At 59.6% G+C, this 18,018-nt stretch carries 16 protein-coding genes; 10 read left to right on the top strand and 6 right to left on the bottom strand.

Going from position 1 to position 18,018, the window contains the following annotated elements; translation table 11 throughout:
• Positions 1-159: 159 nt before the first annotated feature.
• The 3 genes from AB3226_RS16760 to rpmE form a co-directional block, all read right to left on the bottom strand.
• On the bottom strand, positions 160-1,428 hold the full coding sequence (locus tag AB3226_RS16760) for a malic enzyme-like NAD(P)-binding protein (RefSeq protein ID WP_007899225.1): 1,269 nt from the start codon (positions 1,426-1,428) through the stop codon (positions 160-162).
• A gap of 183 nt (positions 1,429-1,611) precedes the next feature.
• The gene (locus tag AB3226_RS16755) at positions 1,612-2,412 is read right to left on the bottom strand and encodes a thermonuclease family protein (protein WP_367373855.1); all 801 of its coding nucleotides are present in this window, start codon (positions 2,410-2,412) and stop codon (positions 1,612-1,614) included.
• 14 nt (positions 2,413-2,426) lie between these two features.
• Entirely contained in the window at positions 2,427-2,657 is a 231-nt protein-coding gene (rpmE, locus tag AB3226_RS16750; protein WP_007899231.1) for a 50S ribosomal protein L31, read from the bottom strand.
• A gap of 170 nt (positions 2,658-2,827) precedes the next feature.
• Between rpmE and AB3226_RS16745 the strand changes: the two genes are divergently transcribed.
• From AB3226_RS16745 to AB3226_RS16700, 10 genes are all read left to right on the top strand, one after another.
• Complete coding sequence (locus AB3226_RS16745) at positions 2,828-5,047, top strand: primosomal protein N' (RefSeq protein ID WP_367373854.1); 2,220 nt, start codon at positions 2,828-2,830, stop codon at positions 5,045-5,047.
• A 253-nt stretch (positions 5,048-5,300) separates the two neighbouring features.
• The gene (gene argS / locus AB3226_RS16740) at positions 5,301-7,037 is read left to right on the top strand and encodes an arginine--tRNA ligase (RefSeq protein WP_095052783.1); all 1,737 of its coding nucleotides are present in this window, start codon (positions 5,301-5,303) and stop codon (positions 7,035-7,037) included.
• Between the two features lies 1 nt (position 7,038).
• Entirely contained in the window at positions 7,039-7,746 is a 708-nt protein-coding gene (locus AB3226_RS16735) for an SPOR domain-containing protein (protein WP_123358790.1), read from the top strand.
• A gap of 233 nt (positions 7,747-7,979) precedes the next feature.
• On the top strand, positions 7,980-8,510 hold the full coding sequence (hslV, locus tag AB3226_RS16730) for an ATP-dependent protease subunit HslV (protein WP_007899242.1): 531 nt from the start codon (positions 7,980-7,982) through the stop codon (positions 8,508-8,510).
• Between the two features lie 54 nt (positions 8,511-8,564).
• Positions 8,565-9,905 carry an ATP-dependent protease ATPase subunit HslU gene (gene hslU, locus AB3226_RS16725; RefSeq protein ID WP_367373853.1) on the top strand — a complete coding sequence of 447 codons (1,341 nt, stop codon included), beginning with the start codon at positions 8,565-8,567 and terminating at the stop codon, positions 9,903-9,905.
• Between the two features lie 204 nt (positions 9,906-10,109).
• Positions 10,110-10,490 carry a gamma-butyrobetaine hydroxylase-like domain-containing protein gene (locus AB3226_RS16720; protein WP_018929151.1) on the top strand — a complete coding sequence of 127 codons (381 nt, stop codon included), beginning with the start codon at positions 10,110-10,112 and terminating at the stop codon, positions 10,488-10,490.
• A 257-nt stretch (positions 10,491-10,747) separates the two neighbouring features.
• Positions 10,748-12,427, top strand: coding sequence for a class II poly(R)-hydroxyalkanoic acid synthase (gene phaC / locus AB3226_RS16715; RefSeq protein WP_367373852.1), 1,680 nt, complete (start codon positions 10,748-10,750; stop codon positions 12,425-12,427).
• A 134-nt stretch (positions 12,428-12,561) separates the two neighbouring features.
• Positions 12,562-13,416 carry a poly(3-hydroxyalkanoate) depolymerase gene (gene phaZ / locus AB3226_RS16710; protein WP_030129227.1) on the top strand — a complete coding sequence of 285 codons (855 nt, stop codon included), beginning with the start codon at positions 12,562-12,564 and terminating at the stop codon, positions 13,414-13,416.
• Positions 13,417-13,545: 129 nt separating this feature from the next.
• Positions 13,546-15,228, top strand: a complete 1,683-nt coding sequence (phaC, locus tag AB3226_RS16705) for a class II poly(R)-hydroxyalkanoic acid synthase (RefSeq protein ID WP_367373851.1) — start codon at positions 13,546-13,548, stop codon at positions 15,226-15,228.
• 59 nt (positions 15,229-15,287) lie between these two features.
• Positions 15,288-15,908: a TetR/AcrR family transcriptional regulator gene (locus AB3226_RS16700; RefSeq protein ID WP_367373850.1), complete on the top strand. Its 621-nt coding sequence runs from the start codon at positions 15,288-15,290 to the stop codon at positions 15,906-15,908.
• A gap of 269 nt (positions 15,909-16,177) precedes the next feature.
• On the opposite strand, the gene AB3226_RS16695 is transcribed toward AB3226_RS16700, so the two are convergent.
• The 3 genes from AB3226_RS16695 to AB3226_RS16685 all read right to left on the bottom strand — a co-directional run bounded on the left by AB3226_RS16695 (position 16,178) and on the right by AB3226_RS16685 (position 17,932).
• Complete coding sequence (locus tag AB3226_RS16695) at positions 16,178-16,984, bottom strand: phasin family protein (RefSeq protein WP_367373849.1); 807 nt, start codon at positions 16,982-16,984, stop codon at positions 16,178-16,180.
• A 10-nt stretch (positions 16,985-16,994) separates the two neighbouring features.
• Positions 16,995-17,417, bottom strand: coding sequence for a phasin family protein (locus tag AB3226_RS16690; RefSeq protein WP_007899266.1), 423 nt, complete (start codon positions 17,415-17,417; stop codon positions 16,995-16,997).
• Positions 17,418-17,656: 239 nt separating this feature from the next.
• Positions 17,657-17,932 carry a polyhydroxyalkanoic acid system family protein gene (locus AB3226_RS16685; protein WP_367373848.1) on the bottom strand — a complete coding sequence of 92 codons (276 nt, stop codon included), beginning with the start codon at positions 17,930-17,932 and terminating at the stop codon, positions 17,657-17,659.
• Positions 17,933-18,018 lie beyond the last annotated feature (86 nt).

Below are 18,018 nucleotides of genomic sequence, written 5' to 3'. Positions count from 1 at the left end.
CGGGGATCGCGCTGGTTCACAACCCCTGATAGCGCCACAGAACTTTGTGGGAGCGGGCTTGCCCGCGAAGAGGCCCTTACAAACGATACAAAACTCTCAGATACAAAAAAGCCCCGACTCAGAGCGAGCCGGGGCTTTTGGTTGAAGCGCTACAACGGCTTAGCCGTTGAACACGTCATCCACGCTTTTCAGCGGGTAGTTCTTCGGATACGGCAGGGTCGCCACACCGGTCTCGATCGCAGCCTTGGCCACGGCATCGGAGATCAGGGTGATCAGACGGGCATCCATTGGTTTCGGAATGATGTACTCACGACCGAATTCCAGCTTGATGCCGCCGTAGGCGTCGCACACTTCCTGAGGCACTGGCAGCTTGGCCAGTTCACGCAGGGCGTTGGCCGCAGCCACTTTCATTTCTTCGTTGATGCGCTTGGCGCGAACGTCCAGGGCACCGCGGAAGATGAACGGGAAGCCCAGTACGTTGTTGACCTGGTTCGGGTAGTCCGAACGGCCGGTGGCCATGATCACGTCGTTACGGGTGGCGTGAGCCAGTTCCGGGGAGATTTCCGGATCCGGGTTCGAGCACGCGAACACGATCGGGTTGGCCGCCATCGATTTCAGGCCTTCAGCGCTCAGCAGGTTCGGGCCGGACAGGCCAACGAACACATCAGCGCCTTCCAGCGCGTCAGCCAGGGTGCGCTTCTCGGTCGCGTGAGCGAACACAGCCTTGTACTGGTTCAGGTCGTCACGGCCGGAGTGGATCACACCGGTACGGTCAACCATGTAAATGTTTTCGATGTTGGCGCCCATGCTCACCAGCAATTTCATGCAGGAGATGGCGGCTGCACCAGCGCCCAGGCAGACGATCTTGGCGTCAGCCAGGGTTTTGCCAGCGATTTCCAAGGCGTTGATCATGCCGGCCGCAGTAACGATTGCGGTGCCGTGCTGGTCATCGTGGAATACCGGAATATCGCACTGCTCGATCAGAGCACGTTCGATCTCAAAGCACTCAGGTGCCTTGATGTCTTCCAGGTTGATGCCGCCGAAGGTAATGGAGATACGCTTGACGGTGTCGATGAAGGCTTGTGGGCTTTCGGAGTCGACTTCGATGTCGAACACGTCGATGCCAGCGAAGCGCTTGAACAGCACGCCCTTACCTTCCATAACCGGCTTGGAAGCCAATGGGCCGAGGTTACCCAGGCCGAGAATCGCGGTGCCATCGGAAATGACTGCAACCAGGTTGCCCTTGCCGGTGTATTTGTAGGCCAGTTCAGGATCGCGGGCGATTTCGCGTACTGGTTCGGCTACGCCGGGGCTGTAGGCCAGCGACAGATCGCGGGCGGTAGCGGTGGCCTTGGTGAGCTCGACACTCAGCTTCCCTGGACGGGGATGGGCGTGATATTCGAGAGCGGCAGTTTTCAAATCAGACATAGGGGCATTCCGCTTTTTACTGTTGGACAGACGGACCGCCGAGGATACTCGCCTCGCAAAGTCCTCACAAGACTGACCAGTCACCCCTGTCAAGCGCCCGGCCCTACGACTTTGGGCCAAGAGCCACGGAACACAAGGGATATACTGTTCACAATCAATAGAAAAAATGTCTACAATTTTTTCTTATGGCGCCGCTTGCAACATCGCCGGATCGGTCAGCGGCAGAAGCCAGCGCGCCTGCCCCGGCTTCAACCCACCGCGGCGCGAACGATCCAGCACCCAGCCACGAGCCTCGATTTGCTTGCCCTTTAGCTTTTCAAGCGATGCAACATCGAATTGATCCAGCATATTGGGTGCAACCCGCAATACAACCGAATCCTGCAACTCGATCCAAACCCCGCCGCGATTGCGCTGAACCTTGCTCACACGACCACTGAGCATGGCGAAGCCGGACGCGCTGATCTGCTCCGCTTTCAGTACAGGCGATTGTCGCCACAGCCCGAGACCGGCCCGACGAGCACTGCGTTCGGCCGCTTGCTGGCAGGCGACCAAATCGACATTCGGTGCCACCGCCACCTGAAAACCGAGGCCCTCGGCGAGCAGCTGTGCTTCGAGGTTGGCACCATCGATGCCATAGACATGGGCCAGAGTCCGGCCGTAATGGTCTTTGCTTTCTTTACCCGGCAGCAAACCGACGCGCCCGTCGCTGGCGACCACCAGAGCTTCAAGGCGTTTGCGCGCGGCCACGGCGAACGGCTCGTCGGAACGCCCCTGTTTGCCCAGTTCCGGTGTGTTCAATCCGATCATTCGCACACTGCGGCCATCGCGCAGGCGCAAGGTGTCGCCATCCACCACCCGCTGCACCGCGACCGACGTCAGCCCGCTCGGCGCCGGGCAGAAGGCCTGAGCACCGGAAAGCCAAATCGCGGACACAAAAAAGGCGCCCGCGAGGGACGCCTTTTTCATCAGCAAGGAAAAGCCCATCGGGCCCTTCAACCTTACTCTGCAGCAGCTGGAGCTTTCTTGCCGAAAGCGCCGAAACGGTCTGCGAAGCGCTGTACACGACCGCCAGTATCCAGAGTCTTCTGCTTACCGGTGTAGAACGGGTGGCATTCGTTGCATACGTCGATCGCCAGAGGCTTGGCCAGGTTCGAACGAGTTTCGAACTTGTTGCCACAGCTGCAGGTAACTGCGGTGATTTCGTATGTTGGATGGATATCGGCTTTCATGATGTATTCCTCAGGCTAGCGTGCCGCCACTCAACACCATTGTTGAATACCGCACGTAATTAGGCCGCGGATTCTACCAGACCTTTGCAATCACGCAAGCTGTCGCTTAAACCAGTCGTCTGCTAGGCTCCCGGCCTTCTTCATCGCCCTCTCATCGAGAAAACAATCGCGTGCCCAACGCCATTCTGCGCCTCGCCCTGCCTTCGCCCCTGCGCCGCCTGTTCGATTACCGTGCCCCGGCCGGAGTCTTGCGCGCCCAGTTGCACCCGGGCATGCGCTTGCGGGTGCCGTTCGGTCGGCGAGAGATGATCGGGATTCTGGTGGAGGTCACCGACACCAGTGAAGTGCCGGTAGAAAAGCTCAAACCGGCCCTGGCGCTGCTCGACGCCACGCCGCCGCTGCCGCCCGCGCTGTTCAAGCTGTGCCTGTGGACTTCTCAGTATTACCAGCACAGCCTTGGCGACACGTTGAGCTGGGCACTGCCGGTACTGTTGCGACAGGGTGAACTGGCCGAAGCTCGTCAGGAGCGCTTCTGGTCCGCCGCGCCCGGCGCGAGCCTTGACGACCCGCGCATCGCCCGCGCCCCGCGACAACGTGAAGCACTGGCGACCCTGGCTCAGCATCCCCACGGCGTCGCTCATCAGCTTCTGAGCAAACTGATGTTGAGCAAGGACAGCCTCGATCTGTTGCTGGCCAAGGATCTGGTGCAGGTGGACATCCGCAGGCACGCGCCCGGTGTGCGCCACGAACACTGGCTGGCGCAACCGGAACTGCCGCTCAACCCGGAGCAGCGCGCCGCTTACGAGGCGATTCGCGCCGGGTTCGACAGTTATCACGCGTTTCTGCTGGCCGGCGTCACCGGCAGCGGCAAGACTGAAGTCTATTTGCAGCTGATCCGCGAAACCCTCGAGGCCGGCAAGCAAGCCCTGGTGCTGATCCCGGAGATCAACCTCGGTCCGCAAACCCTGGCGCGCTTCGAGCAGCGCTTCAATGCACGCATCGCGCTGATCCACTCCGCCGTCAATGACCGCGAACGCCTGGAAGCCTGGCTGGCGGCACGGGATGGCGAGGCCGACATTATTATCGGTACCCGTTCGGCACTGTTCACGCCGATGAAGAACCCCGGCCTGATCATCATTGATGAAGAGCACGACGGCTCTTATAAACAGCAGGAAGGCCTGCGCTACCACGCCCGCGACCTGGCCCTGGTCCGCGCCCGGCAGGAAAACATCCCGATTGTCCTCGGCTCCGCCACTCCTTCGCTGGAAAGCCTGCAAAACGCCTACACCGGTCGTTACGGCCTCCTACGCCTGAATGAGCGGGCCGGTGGCGCCAAGCAACCGCGTTTCCTGCGCCTGGACGTGAAAAGTCGCCCGCTGGACAGCGGCATTTCCGGGCCGATGCAGCAAGCCATCGGTCAGACCCTGGCCGCCGGCCAGCAGGTGTTGGTGTTCCTCAATCGTCGAGGATTCGCCCCGACGTTGCTCTGCCACGACTGCGGCTGGATGTCCGAGTGCAAGCGTTGTGATGCGCGGATGACCGTGCACCAACGCTCAGGCGAATTGCGTTGCCACCATTGCGGCGAAGTCGAACGAGTGCCCCGCCATTGCCCGAAATGCGGCAAGGTTGATTTGCGACCCGTGGGCGCCGGTACCGAGCGCGCCGAAGAACGTCTGGGGATTCTGTTTCCGGACGTCCCCGTACTGCGAGTCGACCGCGACAGCACTTCACGCAAAGACGCGATGAATCAACTGTTCGCCACCATTCAGAAAGGCCAGCCGTGCATTCTGGTCGGCACACAGATGCTTGCCAAAGGGCATCACTTTCCAAGGGTGACCCTGGTGTCGATTCTCGATGCCGACGGCGGACTGTTCTCCGGCGACTTCCGTGCCAGCGAACGCATGGCGCAGTTGATCGTCCAGGTCGCCGGGCGCGCGGGACGGGCCGAAGAGCCGGGCAAAGTGATTATCCAGACGCACTTGGCAGATCATCCACTGCTGGTGCAACTGACCGAACAGGGCTATTTCGCCTTTGCCGAACAGGCGTTGAGCGAACGCCGCTCCGCAGGGCTTCCGCCGTTTGCGCATCTCGCGCTGCTGCGGGCCGAAGCACATAAACCGGGGCAAGCCGAAGGCTTCCTTGACGAGGCGTGCAGCGAGGCCGAGCGTTTGCTGGCCGAGCAGAATCTGACCGGCATCGAGTTGCTGGGGCCAGTGCCGGCACCGATGGAGCGCCGGGCCGGGCGTTATCGCGCGCAGTTGTTGTTGCAGGCCACGGCCCGGGCGCCGCTGCATCGATTGTTGAGCAGTTGGTTGCTGGTTTTGGAACAGATGCCGAGTGGGCGGGCGGTGCGTTGGTCGCTGGATGTGGATCCTGTGGATTTGTATTGAATTCAAGATCGCTATCGCGGGCAAGCCCGGCTCCCACAGGGATTAGCGTTGTTCACATGCTCTACGTCATACCACTTACCCTGTGGGAGCGGCGGTGCGACGATTCGACTTGCCCGCGATAGCGGCCGAATTGTCACCACATATCCATAACCTGCCCGCTATAGTTGGCAAGCCCGTCTTCGCCACGGATAATACCCAGTTTTTCCACCAGCGCATCGAAGCGCCGCCGCGCTTGCGGTCGACAGAGAACACCATGAAAGACACCATTCGCCAGCTGATCCAACAAGCCATCACCCAACTCGTCAACGAAGGTGTGTTGCCTGAAGGCCTGTCGCCGGCGATCCAGGTGGAAAACTCCCGTGACAAGAAAAACGGCGACTTCGCCAGCAACATCGCCATGATGTTGGCCAAACCGGCGGGCATGAAGCCGCGTGACCTGGCCGAGAAAATCATCGCCGCGCTGCCGGCTGACGAAAACGTCTCCAAAGCCGAAATCGCCGGCCCTGGTTTCCTGAACTTCTTCCAGAACACTCAAGCCCTGGCGACCCGCCTGGACGCGGCGCTGGCCGACGACCACATCGGCGTGCGCAAAGCCGGCCCGGTGCAGCGCACCGTGGTAGACCTGTCGGCCCCGAACCTGGCCAAGGAAATGCACGTAGGCCATTTGCGTTCGACCATCATCGGCGACGGCGTGGCCCGGGTCCTGGAATTCCTCGGCGACGAAGTGATCCGCCAGAACCACGTTGGCGACTGGGGCACTCAGTTCGGCATGTTGATGGCTTACCTGCAGGAAAACCCGATCACCAGCGATGAGCTGTCGGACCTGGAAAACTTCTACCGCGCCGCCAAGCAGCGCTTCGACGAATCCGCAGAGTTCGCTGATCGCGCCCGTGGCCTGGTGGTCAAGCTGCAAGCCGGCGACCCGGACTGCCTGGCGCTGTGGACCAAGTTCAAAGACATCTCGCTGTCGCACTGCCAGAAAATCTACGAACTGCTGAACGTCAAACTGACCATGGCCGACGTGATGGGCGAAAGCGCCTACAACGACGACCTGATCAACGTGGTCAACGACCTCAAGGCCGCTGGCCTGCTGGTCGAGAGCAACGGCGCTCAATGCGTGTTCCTCGACGAGTTCAAGAACGCCGATGGCGACCCGCTGCCGGTGATCATCGTCAAGGCTGATGGCGGCTACCTCTACGCCACCACCGACCTGGCGGCCGTGCGTTATCGCAGCGGCGTGCTGAAAGCTGATCGCGCGCTGTACTTCGTCGACCAGCGCCAGGCCCTGCACTTCCAGCAAGTGTTCCAGGTCGCGCGCCTGGCCGGCTTCGTGACCCATCCGATGGAAATGGAACACATGGGCTTCGGCACCATGAACGGCGCCGACGGCCGTCCGTTCAAGACCCGTGATGGCGGCACCGTGAAGCTGATCGACCTGCTGACCGAAGCCCAGGAACGCGCCTACACGCTGGTGAAAGAGAAGAACCCGGAATTAGCCGAAGACGAGTTGCGCAACATCGCCAAGGTCGTGGGCATCGGCGCCGTGAAATACGCCGACCTGTCCAAGCACCGCACCAGCGACTACAGCTTCAACTTCGACCTGATGCTGAACTTCGAAGGCAACACCGCGCCATACCTGCTGTACGCCTACACTCGCGTGGCCGGTGTGTTCCGCAAGCTCGGCAAGGACTTCAGCGAAGTCGAAGGGCAGATAGTCCTCGAAGCCGCGCACGAACATGAGCTGGCGGCGAAACTGGCGCAGTTCGGCGAAATCCTCAATAACGTGTCCGACAAAGGCACGCCGCACATCCTCTGCACCTACCTGTACGATGTTGCCGGCCTGTTCTCCAGTTTCTACGAGAACTGCCCGATTCTCGGCGCCGACACCCCGGCGCAAATGCAGAGCCGTCTGCGCCTCGCCGCGCTGACCGGCCGCACTCTCAAGCAAGGCCTGGAACTCTTGGGTCTGGAAACTCTGGAGCGTATGTAAGTTGGCTGCCAAGAAAAAACCTGCACCCAAGCGTGGCGCCAGCCGTTACCAAGCTCCTGCAAAGCAACCGATCCCGGGCTGGCTGTGGATGGCCATCGGCCTGACGGTCGGCGCGTTCATTGTGTTTCTGATGAAGCTGGAGCCGGGCAAGGGCAGCGACAGCGTCAAGCGCGAGAAGATCGAGCAGCAGAAAGCCACCAAGATCGCCGAGGCCAACAAGACTCCGCCGAGCCCGACGCAACCGGTGAAGCCGAAGTACGACTTCTACACCTTGCTGCCGGAATCGGAAGTCATCGTGCCGCCGGATGCGGTGCCGGAGAAAACCCTGCCGACGCCACAAGTGCCGGCCATTCCGACCACGCCGGTGACGCCAGCGGAAGCGGCGAAGATCGACACGGCCCGGGCTCAAGCGGCATTGGCCGGCATCACCCCGCCACCAGCGCCTCCGGTGGCAAAAGCGGCACCGGTGACTAAGTTCTTCCTGCAAGCCGGTTCGTTCCGCAAGGAAGCCGACGCCGACAAGGTGCGTGCGCAGATCATCCTGCTGGGTCAGGCCGTAGCGGTTGAATCCGGCACTGTGAAGGACGAGACCTGGTATCGGGTTCTGGTCGGCCCGTTCAGCAACCGCGAACAGCTGACCACCGCCCAGAAGCAACTGGCTGGCAGCGGCTTCAGCAACCTGTTGTTACAACAACGCCAGAGTCGCTGATCCCGCGTCTGATCGTTCCCACGCTCTGCGTGGAAATGCCTCAAGGGACGCTCCGCGTTCCGGCGCCGAAAGGGACGCAGAGCGTCCCGGGCTGCATTCCCATGCAGAGCGTGGGAACGATCGTCTGTCAGGCACCGCTCGTCCCCCGCCGCGTCCTACAGTTGAAAAACGCTCCACCACCCCCATATGAGTTGGCATAAGGCATTTTCGCCCCGCTGCGTGGAGACTCTCCCTTGACCACCATCGTTTCAGTTCGCCGCCACGGCAAAGTCGTCATGGGCGGCGACGGCCAGGTTTCGCTCGGCAATACCGTGATGAAAGGCAACGCGAAGAAAGTTCGCCGCCTCTACCACGGCCAGGTTATCGCCGGTTTTGCCGGGGCCACCGCTGACGCCTTCACCCTCTTCGAGCGTTTCGAAGGCCAGCTCGAGAAACATCAGGGCCACCTGGTTCGCGCCGCCGTCGAACTCGCCAAAGAATGGCGCACCGACCGCTCCTTGAGCCGCCTCGAAGCAATGCTCGCGGTCGCCAACAAAGATGCCTCCCTGATCATTACCGGCAACGGTGACGTGGTTGAGCCCGAAGAAGGCCTGATCGCCATGGGTTCCGGCGGCGGCTACGCCCAGGCTGCCGCGAGTGCCCTGCTGAAGAAAACCGATTTGTCGGCGCGGGAAATCGTCGAAACAGCGCTCGGCATCGCCGGCGACATCTGCGTATTCACCAACCACACCTTCACCATCGAGGAGCAGGACCTCGCGGAGTAAGCCTGTTTCGGCCTAGCGCCACGGCTCACTTTTGCTTGAGGACCGCCAATTATTATGCCCATGACCCCCCGTGAAATCGTCCACGAACTCAATCGCCATATCATCGGCCAGGACGATGCCAAACGCGCCGTCGCCATCGCCTTGCGCAACCGCTGGCGCCGGATGCAGCTGCCCGAAGAGCTGCGCGTTGAAGTCACCCCCAAGAACATCCTGATGATCGGCCCGACCGGTGTCGGCAAAACCGAGATCGCCCGTCGCCTGGCCAAGCTCGCCAACGCGCCGTTCATCAAAGTCGAAGCGACCAAGTTCACCGAAGTGGGCTACGTTGGCCGCGACGTCGAATCGATCATTCGTGATCTGGCCGACGCCGCGATCAAGCTGCTGCGCGAACAGGAAATGACCAAGGTTCGCCACCGCGCCGAAGACGCCGCCGAAGAACGCATCCTCGACGCTTTGCTGCCACCGGCACGCATGGGCTTCAGCAATGAGGACTCCGCACCGTCCCAGGATTCCAACACCCGTCAGCTGTTCCGCAAACGCCTGCGTGAAGGTCAGCTGGATGACAAGGAGATCGAAATCGAAGTGGCCGAAGTGTCCGGCGTCGATATCTCCGCGCCACCGGGCATGGAAGAAATGACCAACCAGCTGCAGAGCCTGTTCGCCAACATGGGCAAGGGCAAGCGCAAAAACCGCAAGCTCAAGGTCAAGGAAGCGCTGAAACTGGTTCGCGACGAAGAAGCCGGTCGCCTGGTCAACGAAGAAGAACTGAAGGCCAAGGCCCTGGAAGCCGTTGAGCAGCACGGTATCGTGTTCATCGACGAAATCGACAAAGTCGCCAAGCGCGGCAATTCCGGTGGCATCGACGTGTCCCGCGAAGGCGTACAGCGCGACTTGCTGCCACTGATCGAAGGCTGCACCGTTAACACCAAACTGGGCATGGTCAAGACTGACCACATCCTGTTCATCGCTTCCGGTGCGTTCCACCTGAGCAAGCCAAGCGATCTGGTGCCGGAGCTGCAAGGTCGCCTGCCGATTCGCGTCGAGCTCAAGGCCCTGAGCCCGGAAGATTTCGAGCGCATCCTCAGCGAGCCGCATGCATCGCTTACCGAGCAATATTGTGCATTGCTGAAAACCGAAGGGCTGAACATCGAGTTTCAACCGGACGGCATCAAGCGCCTGGCCGAGATCGCCTGGCAGGTCAACGAGAAGACCGAGAACATCGGCGCTCGTCGCCTCCACACTCTGCTCGAACGCCTGCTCGAAGAGGTGTCGTTCAGCGCCGGTGATCTGGCCAGCACCCATGAGGACAAGCCGATCCTGATCGATGCCGACTACGTCAACAGCCACTTGGGCGAATTGGCGCAGAACGAAGACCTGTCCCGTTATATCCTGTAGGTCTCAATCTGTGTGAGCGGGCTTCTGTGGCGAGGGAGCTTGCTCCCGCTGGGTCGCGAAGCGGCCCCAAAATCGTCGGATGCGGTTTATCAGCAAGACCCATTCGCCGGATTTACGGCTGCTGCGCAGCCGAGCGGGAGCAAGCTCCCTCGCCACAGGTCACCCGTCGACACAGGGCCTCCATACAAACGGACGACCGGCCCCATGACGACCCAACTCCCCACCGACATCAAACTCCACAAAGCCTCAAAAACCCTGACACTGAAATACGCGTCCGGCGAGGAATATCACCTGCCCGCCGAGTTCCTTCGCGTGCACTCTCCTTCCGCCGAAGTCCAGGGCCACGGCAAACCTATCCTGCAATTTGGCAAGATCGGCGTAGGCCTGAGCAAGGTCGAACCGGCCGGTCAGTACGCACTGAAATTGACCTTCGACGACGGCCACGACAGCGGCCTGTTCACTTGGGAATATCTGTACCAGCTGGCAGTGCGCCAAGAAGATCTCTGGAACGATTATCTTGCGGAACTCAAAGCGGCTGGAAAGACCCGTGATCCGAATGAATCCGTCGTCAAGCTGATGCTCTAGGTCAGGCCTCTGGCTATTTAGAGGGCATTTTCTAATTCCATCTGTTTGAATGCTTCGCTGCGGTGGCAACGATTGGCCCGCTTGCGAAAAAAATTAAACTCGGGTAACCAATGGAGCTGGCAAGTTCCGTGCAGTGCTCTCTGAACTAAAAAAGCAGCGATGCGCAATTTACAGTCACCCGAGCAGTAGTACCTGGCGTGCTGTGTGATTACACAGCTGGACTCAGGTACTCGTCTCAGGACAATGGAGCGTCGTAGATGAGTAACAAGCTTAACGATGACTTGAAATTTCAGGCTTCGGAAAACACCTTGGGGCTGAATCCTGTTGTTGGACTACGTAGAAAGGATCTCTTGGGCTCTGCCCGCATGGTGCTGAGCCAGGCCCTCAGACAACCCATCCACAGTGTCAGGCATGTCGCCCATTTCGGCATCGAACTCAAGAACGTGCTGTTGGGTAAATCCGAGCTTCAACCGCAAAGTGATGACCGTCGCTTCCTTGACCCGGCGTGGAGCCAGAACCCGCTCTACAAACGTTATTTGCAAACTTATCTGGCGTGGCGCAAGGAGCTTCACGCGTGGATCGATGACAGCAACCTCTCGCCCAAGGACGTCGCTCGTGGGCATTTCGTGATTAACCTCATGACCGAAGCCATGGCCCCGACCAACACGGCGGCCAACCCGGCGGCGGTCAAACGTTTCTTCGAAACCGGTGGCAAGAGCCTGCTCGACGGCCTCTCCCATCTGGCCAAGGATCTGGTGCATAACGGCGGCATGCCGAGCCAGGTCAACATGGGTGCATTCGAAGTCGGCAAGAGCCTTGGCGTGACCGAAGGCGCAGTGGTGTTTCGCAACGACGTGCTGGAGCTGATCCAGTACCGACCGATCACCGAGCAGGTGCATGAACGCCCGCTGCTGGTGGTGCCGCCACAGATCAACAAGTTCTACGTATTCGACCTGAGCCCGGACAAGAGCCTGGCGCGCTTCTGCCTGCGCAACAACGTGCAGACGTTCATCGTCAGCTGGCGCAACCCGACCAAGGAGCAGCGCGAGTGGGGTCTGTCGACCTACATCGAAGCGCTCAAGGAAGCGGTCGATGTCGTCACCGCGATTACCGGCAGCAAAGACGTGAACATGCTCGGTGCCTGCTCCGGCGGCATCACCTGCACCGCCCTGCTGGGTCACTACGCAGCGATCGGCGAGAAGAAGGTCAACGCCCTCACCCTGCTGGTCAGCGTGCTGGACACCACCCTGGACAGCGATGTGGCCCTGTTCGTCGACGAGCAGACCCTCGAAGCCGCCAAGCGCCATTCCTATCAGGCCGGTGTTCTGGAAGGTCGCGACATGGCGAAAGTTTTCGCCTGGATGCGCCCCAACGACCTGATCTGGAACTACTGGGTCAACAACTACTTGCTGGGTAATGAGCCGCCGGTTTTCGACATTCTGTTCTGGAACAATGACACCACCCGGTTACCGGCAGCGTTCCATGGCGACCTGATCGAGATGTTCAAAAACAACCCATTGATCCGCTCCGATGCCCTGGAGGTGTGCGGCACGCCGATCGACCTCAAGCAGGTGACCGCCGACATCTTTTCCCTGGCCGGTACCAACGATCACATCACTCCGTGGAAGTCCTGCTACAAATCCGCGCAGCTGTTCGGTGGCAAGGTCGAGTTCGTGCTGTCCAGCAGCGGGCATATCCAGAGCATTCTGAACCCTCCGGGCAATCCGAAAGCGCGCTACATGACCAGCACCGACATGCCGGCCAAAGCCGAAGAGTGGATGGAAAACTCCACCAAGCACACCGATTCCTGGTGGTTGCATTGGCAGGCGTGGCAGGCCGAGCGTTCGGGCAAACTGAAGAAATCCCCCGCCAACCTTGGCAACAAGGCCTATCCAGCGGGTGAAGCTTCGCCGGGTACTTACGTGCATGAGCGTTGAGCTTCAAATAACTCGTAGTCCGCGGCACTGGGAGGTGCCGCGATTTCTACCCATTACTCGCGAGGCCAGCCTCGAACATTCTGCGACGGCCCGGGACGGCTCGGTCAGCGTTTAAAACCTACAGGGCTCCGTGCATGCCGCAACCGTTCGTCTTTCGTACCGTCAACCTGGATGGCCAGACCCTCCGCACAGCGGTACGCCCCGGCAAGCCTCACTTGACGCCCTTGCTGATTTTCAACGGCATTGGCGCCAACCTGGAGCTGATATTCCCGTTCGTCCAGGCTCTGGATCCGGACCTGGAAGTCATCGCCTTTGACGTACCCGGCGTCGGCGGCTCATCGACTCCCAACCGCCCGTATCGCTTTTCGGGCCTGGCGAAACTCACTGCACGAATGCTCGACTATCTCGATTACGGGCAAGTCAACGTGATTGGCGTTTCGTGGGGTGGCGCCTTGGCGCAGCAGTTCGCCCATGACTATCCCGAGCGCTGCAAGAAACTGGTGCTAGCGGCCACGGCAGCCGGCGCCGTGATGGTGCCGGGCAAGCCGAAAGTGCTGTGGATGATGGCAAGCCCCAGGCGCTACATCCAGCCATCCCATGTGATCCGCATCGCACCGATGATCTATGGCGGCTCGTTCCGTCGCGATCCGACCCTGGCTGCCAGTCACGCCGCCAGGGTCCGCTCGGCAGGCAAACTCGGTTATTACTGGCAGCTGTTCGCCGGCCTCGGCTGGACCAGCATTCACTGGCTGCACAAGATCAACCAGCCAACTTTGGTGTTGGCCGGCGACGATGACCCACTGATTCCACTGATCAACATGCGCATGCTGGCCTGGCGAATTCCCAACGCCCAACTGCACATCATCGACGACGGCCATCTGTTTTTGATTACCCGGGCCGAAGCGGTGGCACCGATCATCATGAAGTTTCTTGAGGAGGAACGTCAGCGTGCAGTAATGCATCCACACCCGGCGCCATCGGGCGGTTAACCGACCCAGGCATTTATTTATGAAAAGGAGTTGGCAGGACGCCGTGCCGCGCAACAACCCGCAACAGCGTCTATGGTGTTTTGTTCGGGTGTGTTTGTTTTTGGCCTGACGACGAAGGAGTGTTAACTCATGCGCGACAAACCAGCGAAGGGCTCTTTGCCCACTCCCGCTGCATTCATCAATGCACAGAGTGCGGTTACCGGTCTGCGCGGCCGGGACCTGCTTTCGACCTTGCGCACCCTGGCCACCCACGGCCTGCGCAATCCGGTGTATACGGCCCGGCACGCCTTGAAGCTGGGCGGTCAGTTGGGCCGCGTACTGTTGGGTGAAACGCTGCACCCGACCAACCCGCAGGACAGTCGCTTTGCCGACCCGACGTGGAGTCTCAATCCTTTTTATCGCCGCAGTCTGCAGGCTTATCTGAGCTGGCAGAAAGAAGTCAAAAGCTGGATCGACGAGAGCAACATGAGCCCGGACGATCGTGCCCGCGCCCACTTCGCCTTTGCCTTGATCAACGACGCCGTGGCGCCGTCCAACACCTTGCTCAATCCGCTGGCGATCAAGGAATTTTTCAACTCCGGCGGCAACAGTCTGGTGCGGGGTATCGGCCATCTGCTCGACGACATCCTGCACAACGACGGCCTGCCCAGGCAGGTCACCAAGCAATCGTTCGAGGTGGGCAAAACGGTTGCCACCACTACCGGCTCCGTGGTGTTTCGCAATGAGCTTCTGGAGCTGATCCAGTACAAGCCGATGAGCGAAAAACAGTATTCAAAGCCGTTGTTGATCGTGCCGCCACAGATCAACAAGTACTACATTTTCGACTTGAGCCCCGGCAACAGCTTCGTCCAGTACGCCCTTAAAAACGGTTTGCAGACCTTCATTATCAGCTGGCGCAATCCCGATGTGCGTCATCGCGAATGGGGGTTGTCGTCTTACGTAGAAGCCGTCGAAGAAGCGATGAATGTGTGCCGGGCAATCACCGGCGCTCGCGAGGTCAACCTGATGGGGGCCTGTGCCGGCGGGCTGACCATCGCTGCGCTACAAGGGCATTTGCAGGCCAAGCGGCAGCTACGACGGGTGTCCAGCGCGACCTACCTGGTCAGCATGCTCGACAGTCAGATCGACAGCCCGGCCACCCTCTTCGCCGACGAACAAACGCTGGAAGCGGCCAAGCGCCGCTCGTATCAGAAGGGCGTTCTGGAAGGTAGTGACATGGCCAAGGTGTTTGCCTGGATGCGGCCCAACGATCTGATCTGGAATTACTTCGTCAATAACTACTTGCTGGGCAAGGAGCCGCCGGCGTTCGACATCCTCTACTGGAACAATGACAACACGCGCCTGCCAGCGGCATTTCATGGCGACCTGCTGGATTTCTTCAAGCACAACCCGCTGAGTCATCCGGGTGGGCTGGAAGTGTGCGGCACGCCGATCGACCTGCAGAAAGTCACCGTCGACAGTTTCAGCGTGGCGGGGATGAATGATCACATCACCCCGTGGGATGCGGTGTATCGCTCGACATTGCTGCTGGGTGGCGAGCGGCGCTTCGTGCTGTCCAATAGCGGTCATGTGCAGAGCATTCTCAACCCGCCGAACAATCCGAAAGCCAACTACGTCGAGAATCCGAAACTGAGCAGCGACCCGCGGGCCTGGTATTACGACGCCAAGCGCGTCGACGGTAGTTGGTGGACGCAATGGCTGGGCTGGATTCAGGAACGCTCCGGCGCACAACGCGAAACCCAGATGGCCCTCGGCAACCAGAACTATCCACCGATGGAGGCGGCACCCGGTACTTACGTGCGCGTGCGCTGACGTTCAACGAACCACGGCCGCCAATGGCCGTGGCATGACTCGACCATTAAGAAGACTGGATGAAAACCCGCGACCGGATTCTCGAATGTGCCCTGCAGTTGTTCAATCAGAAGGGCGAACCGAATGTGTCCACCATGGAAGTGGCCAACGAAATGGGCATCAGCCCGGGCAACCTTTACTACCACTTCCACGGCAAGGAACCGCTGATCCTCGGGCTGTTCGAGCGCTTCCAGGCCGAATTGACGCCCTTGCTCGATCCACCGTCCGATGTGGAATTGGCGCCCGAAGACTATTGGCTGTTCCTGCACCTGATCATCGAACGCCTGTCCCATTACCGGTTTCTGTTCCAGGACCTGTCGAACCTTGCCGGCCGCCTGCCGAAACTGGCCAAGGGGATACGCAACCTGCTCAATGCGTTGAAGCGAACACTGGCGTCATTGCTGGCACAGTTGAAAGCTCAAGGTCAGTTGGTCAGTGATACCCAGGCGCTGGGCCAGTTGGTAGAACAAATCACCATGACGTTGCTGTTCTCGCTGGACTATCAGCGGATTCTCGACCGTGAAGGTGAAGTGAGACTGGTGGTGTATCAGATCATGATGCTGGTGGCGCCGCATTTGCTGCCGCCGATCAAGATTGCGACCGAGCGGTTGGCGTTGCAGTACCTTGAAGAGCACGACTAACCCTGTGGGAGCGGGCTTGCTCGCGAAAGCGCTGTATCAGTCGACATCAATGTTGAATGATGAACCGCTTTCGCGAGCAAGCCCGCTCCCACATTGGATCTATCGCTCTTTAGAATGCATGCACAAACAAAAACGCCCGACCTTCACAGGCCGGGCGTGATCGTTCCCATGCTCCGCGTGGGAATGCAGCCGGTGACGCTCTGCGTCACTGCCGCAATGGACGCGGAGCGTCCGGTGAGGCATTCCCACGCGGAGCGTGGGAACGATCATCAGGACTGACTGGTTGGCGTCGACGGAGCCGGCGCGGCAGTCTGGGTTACAGCAGGGGTCGGCGCAGCGGCGGAGTTCGCCGTGCTTACCGGGGTTGCCGGTTTGGCGGCAGCCACTGCTGGTTTCGGAGCGGCCGCTTTCGGAGCTGCCGGTTTAGCCGCTGGTTTTTTCACTGCTGGCTTTTTCGCTGCTGCGGTTTTAGCTGCAGGTTTGGCCGCCGGTTTTGCGGCAGGTTTGGCCGCCGGTTTTGCGGCAGGTTTTGCGGCCGCTTTGGCTGCAGGTTTCGCCGCGGCAGTTTTGGTTGCCGGTTTAGCGGCAGCCTTGGCCAATGGTTTGGCTACGCTTTTGGCCGCAGGTTTGGCTGCCGCGGTTTTCGCCGCAACAGGCGCAACCTTGGCACCGGTGAGTTTTTCGATTTGCTTGGTCAGGGTATCGACCTTGCTGTGCAGTGCCTTGACCTCATTGCGGCTCGGTACACCGAGGCGCGAAATGGCGCTGTTCAGACGTTTGTCGAAAGCCCCTTCCAGCTCATCCCATTTGCCCAGTGCGCGATCTTTCACGCCGCTGATGCGCGACTTGGCCGACGAAGCGGAGTCCTTGGCAGCATCGACTTTTTTGCCGACAGCGCTCTTGGTGAGCTTCTCGGCTTTCTCGCCGTCCTTGACCAATGTATCGAAGAGCTTACTGCCGTCAGTGTCAATCTTCGAGTACACGCCTAAACCAGCCAGCCAGATCTTGCGGGAGTAGTCTTCGACCTTCCCGATCCACGAGCTGCCTTCTTTTTCAGTATTCTTTTTACCAGCCATCCCGTTCTCCTTAAGATTTACGCGCGACACGTTCGAGCAATGCCGTCAGCTCATCGAGCTTAGCAGAGAGTGTCTCAACGTCATGTTTAGACGGAATGCCGATACGATTCAAGGCACTTGCGATACGTGTATCGAAAGCCCTTTCGACTTTGTCGAGTTGAAGTTCGACTTTGCCTTTGAAAGTGCTCACTTCACTCTTGGCTTCATCGATCTCGGCATTAGCCGCTTCAAGTTTTTCAGTGACTACTTTTTTGCCTTTCTTTTCAACAGCTTGACCAGCCTTGATCAGCTCTTGAACGTACTCGCTACCCTCTTGGCCGACCTTGGTGTAAGCACCCAGACCAGCGAGCCAGATCTTGCGGGCATACGATTTGACGTCGCCCAGGGCGTTAGTTTCAACGTCGACTTTTTTCTTCAAAATAACTTTGGCCATGGTGCACCTCACGCGCAGAAGGGTCGAGGAACTGCCCGCAAAGAGTCGGGCTCAGGCACAAAGTAGTGAGAATAATTAGAAACGGCACCCTAACAAGTGACATAAACAAGTGGCTATGCCACCGAACCTGTGGGAGCGGGCTTGCCCGCGAAGACGATATTCCTGCCGCAAGAGATATTGCGGATTTACAGGCCTCTTCGCGGGCAAGCCCGCTCCCACAGGGTTTCTCATTTCACAGATCAGGTCAGTGCTTTATCGAGCGCCCTTTCGATTTCCGATTTGATGGTGCCGCTCATGGCGGACATCAACAGGCCCAGTTCGACATCGACCTTGATCGAGTCCTCGCCCACATATACCGCCCCTTTTACGCCCGAGCGTCTGAGATTCAGGGTATCGCCAGACCATTGCGGTTCCAGGCCATATTGTTCGGACAGTTTCTGCGCCAACTTGTCGGCCTTCTCGCGGGCCGCTTCCTTACCCAGGCCGTGGGCACGCTCAACACTAATATGGGCCATCGAATGACTCCTGCTTTATGAATACTTCCTGAAAATCTTGACCGTTGCTGCGTCAAAACGTCCCGGTGATTGCCTATCTTACCTTC

Source organism: Pseudomonas lini, assembly GCF_964063345.1.
In the GTDB taxonomy this organism is placed as follows: domain Bacteria; phylum Pseudomonadota; class Gammaproteobacteria; order Pseudomonadales; family Pseudomonadaceae; genus Aquipseudomonas; species Aquipseudomonas lini_B.
The sequence above is the reverse complement of the archived record's forward strand: the minus strand, read 5'-3'. Positions and strand labels throughout refer to the sequence as shown.

Bases quoted from the DNA above. Each gene is read 5' to 3' on its own strand.
- AB3226_RS16720 (WP_018929151.1), top strand. From the start codon at position 10,110: ATGACGACCCAACTCCCCACCGACATCAAACTCCACAAAGCCTCAAAA.
- phaC (WP_367373851.1), top strand. From the start codon at position 13,546: ATGCGCGACAAACCAGCGAAGGGCTCTTTGCCCACTCCCGCTGCATTC.
- phaZ (WP_030129227.1), top strand. From the start codon at position 12,562: ATGCCGCAACCGTTCGTCTTTCGTACCGTCAACCTGGATGGCCAGACC.
- AB3226_RS16700 (WP_367373850.1), top strand. From the start codon at position 15,288: ATGAAAACCCGCGACCGGATTCTCGAATGTGCCCTGCAGTTGTTCAAT.
- AB3226_RS16760 (WP_007899225.1), bottom strand. From the start codon at position 1,428: ATGTCTGATTTGAAAACTGCCGCTCTCGAATATCACGCCCATCCCCGT.
- phaC (WP_367373852.1), top strand. From the start codon at position 10,748: ATGAGTAACAAGCTTAACGATGACTTGAAATTTCAGGCTTCGGAAAAC.
- AB3226_RS16690 (WP_007899266.1), bottom strand. From the start codon at position 17,417: ATGGCCAAAGTTATTTTGAAGAAAAAAGTCGACGTTGAAACTAACGCC.
- AB3226_RS16685 (WP_367373848.1), bottom strand. From the start codon at position 17,932: ATGGCCCATATTAGTGTTGAGCGTGCCCACGGCCTGGGTAAGGAAGCG.
- hslU (WP_367373853.1), top strand. From the start codon at position 8,565: ATGCCCATGACCCCCCGTGAAATCGTCCACGAACTCAATCGCCATATC.
- argS (WP_095052783.1), top strand. From the start codon at position 5,301: ATGAAAGACACCATTCGCCAGCTGATCCAACAAGCCATCACCCAACTC.
- AB3226_RS16755 (WP_367373855.1), bottom strand. From the start codon at position 2,412: ATGGGCTTTTCCTTGCTGATGAAAAAGGCGTCCCTCGCGGGCGCCTTT.
- AB3226_RS16695 (WP_367373849.1), bottom strand. From the start codon at position 16,984: ATGGCTGGTAAAAAGAATACTGAAAAAGAAGGCAGCTCGTGGATCGGG.
- rpmE (WP_007899231.1), bottom strand. From the start codon at position 2,657: ATGAAAGCCGATATCCATCCAACATACGAAATCACCGCAGTTACCTGC.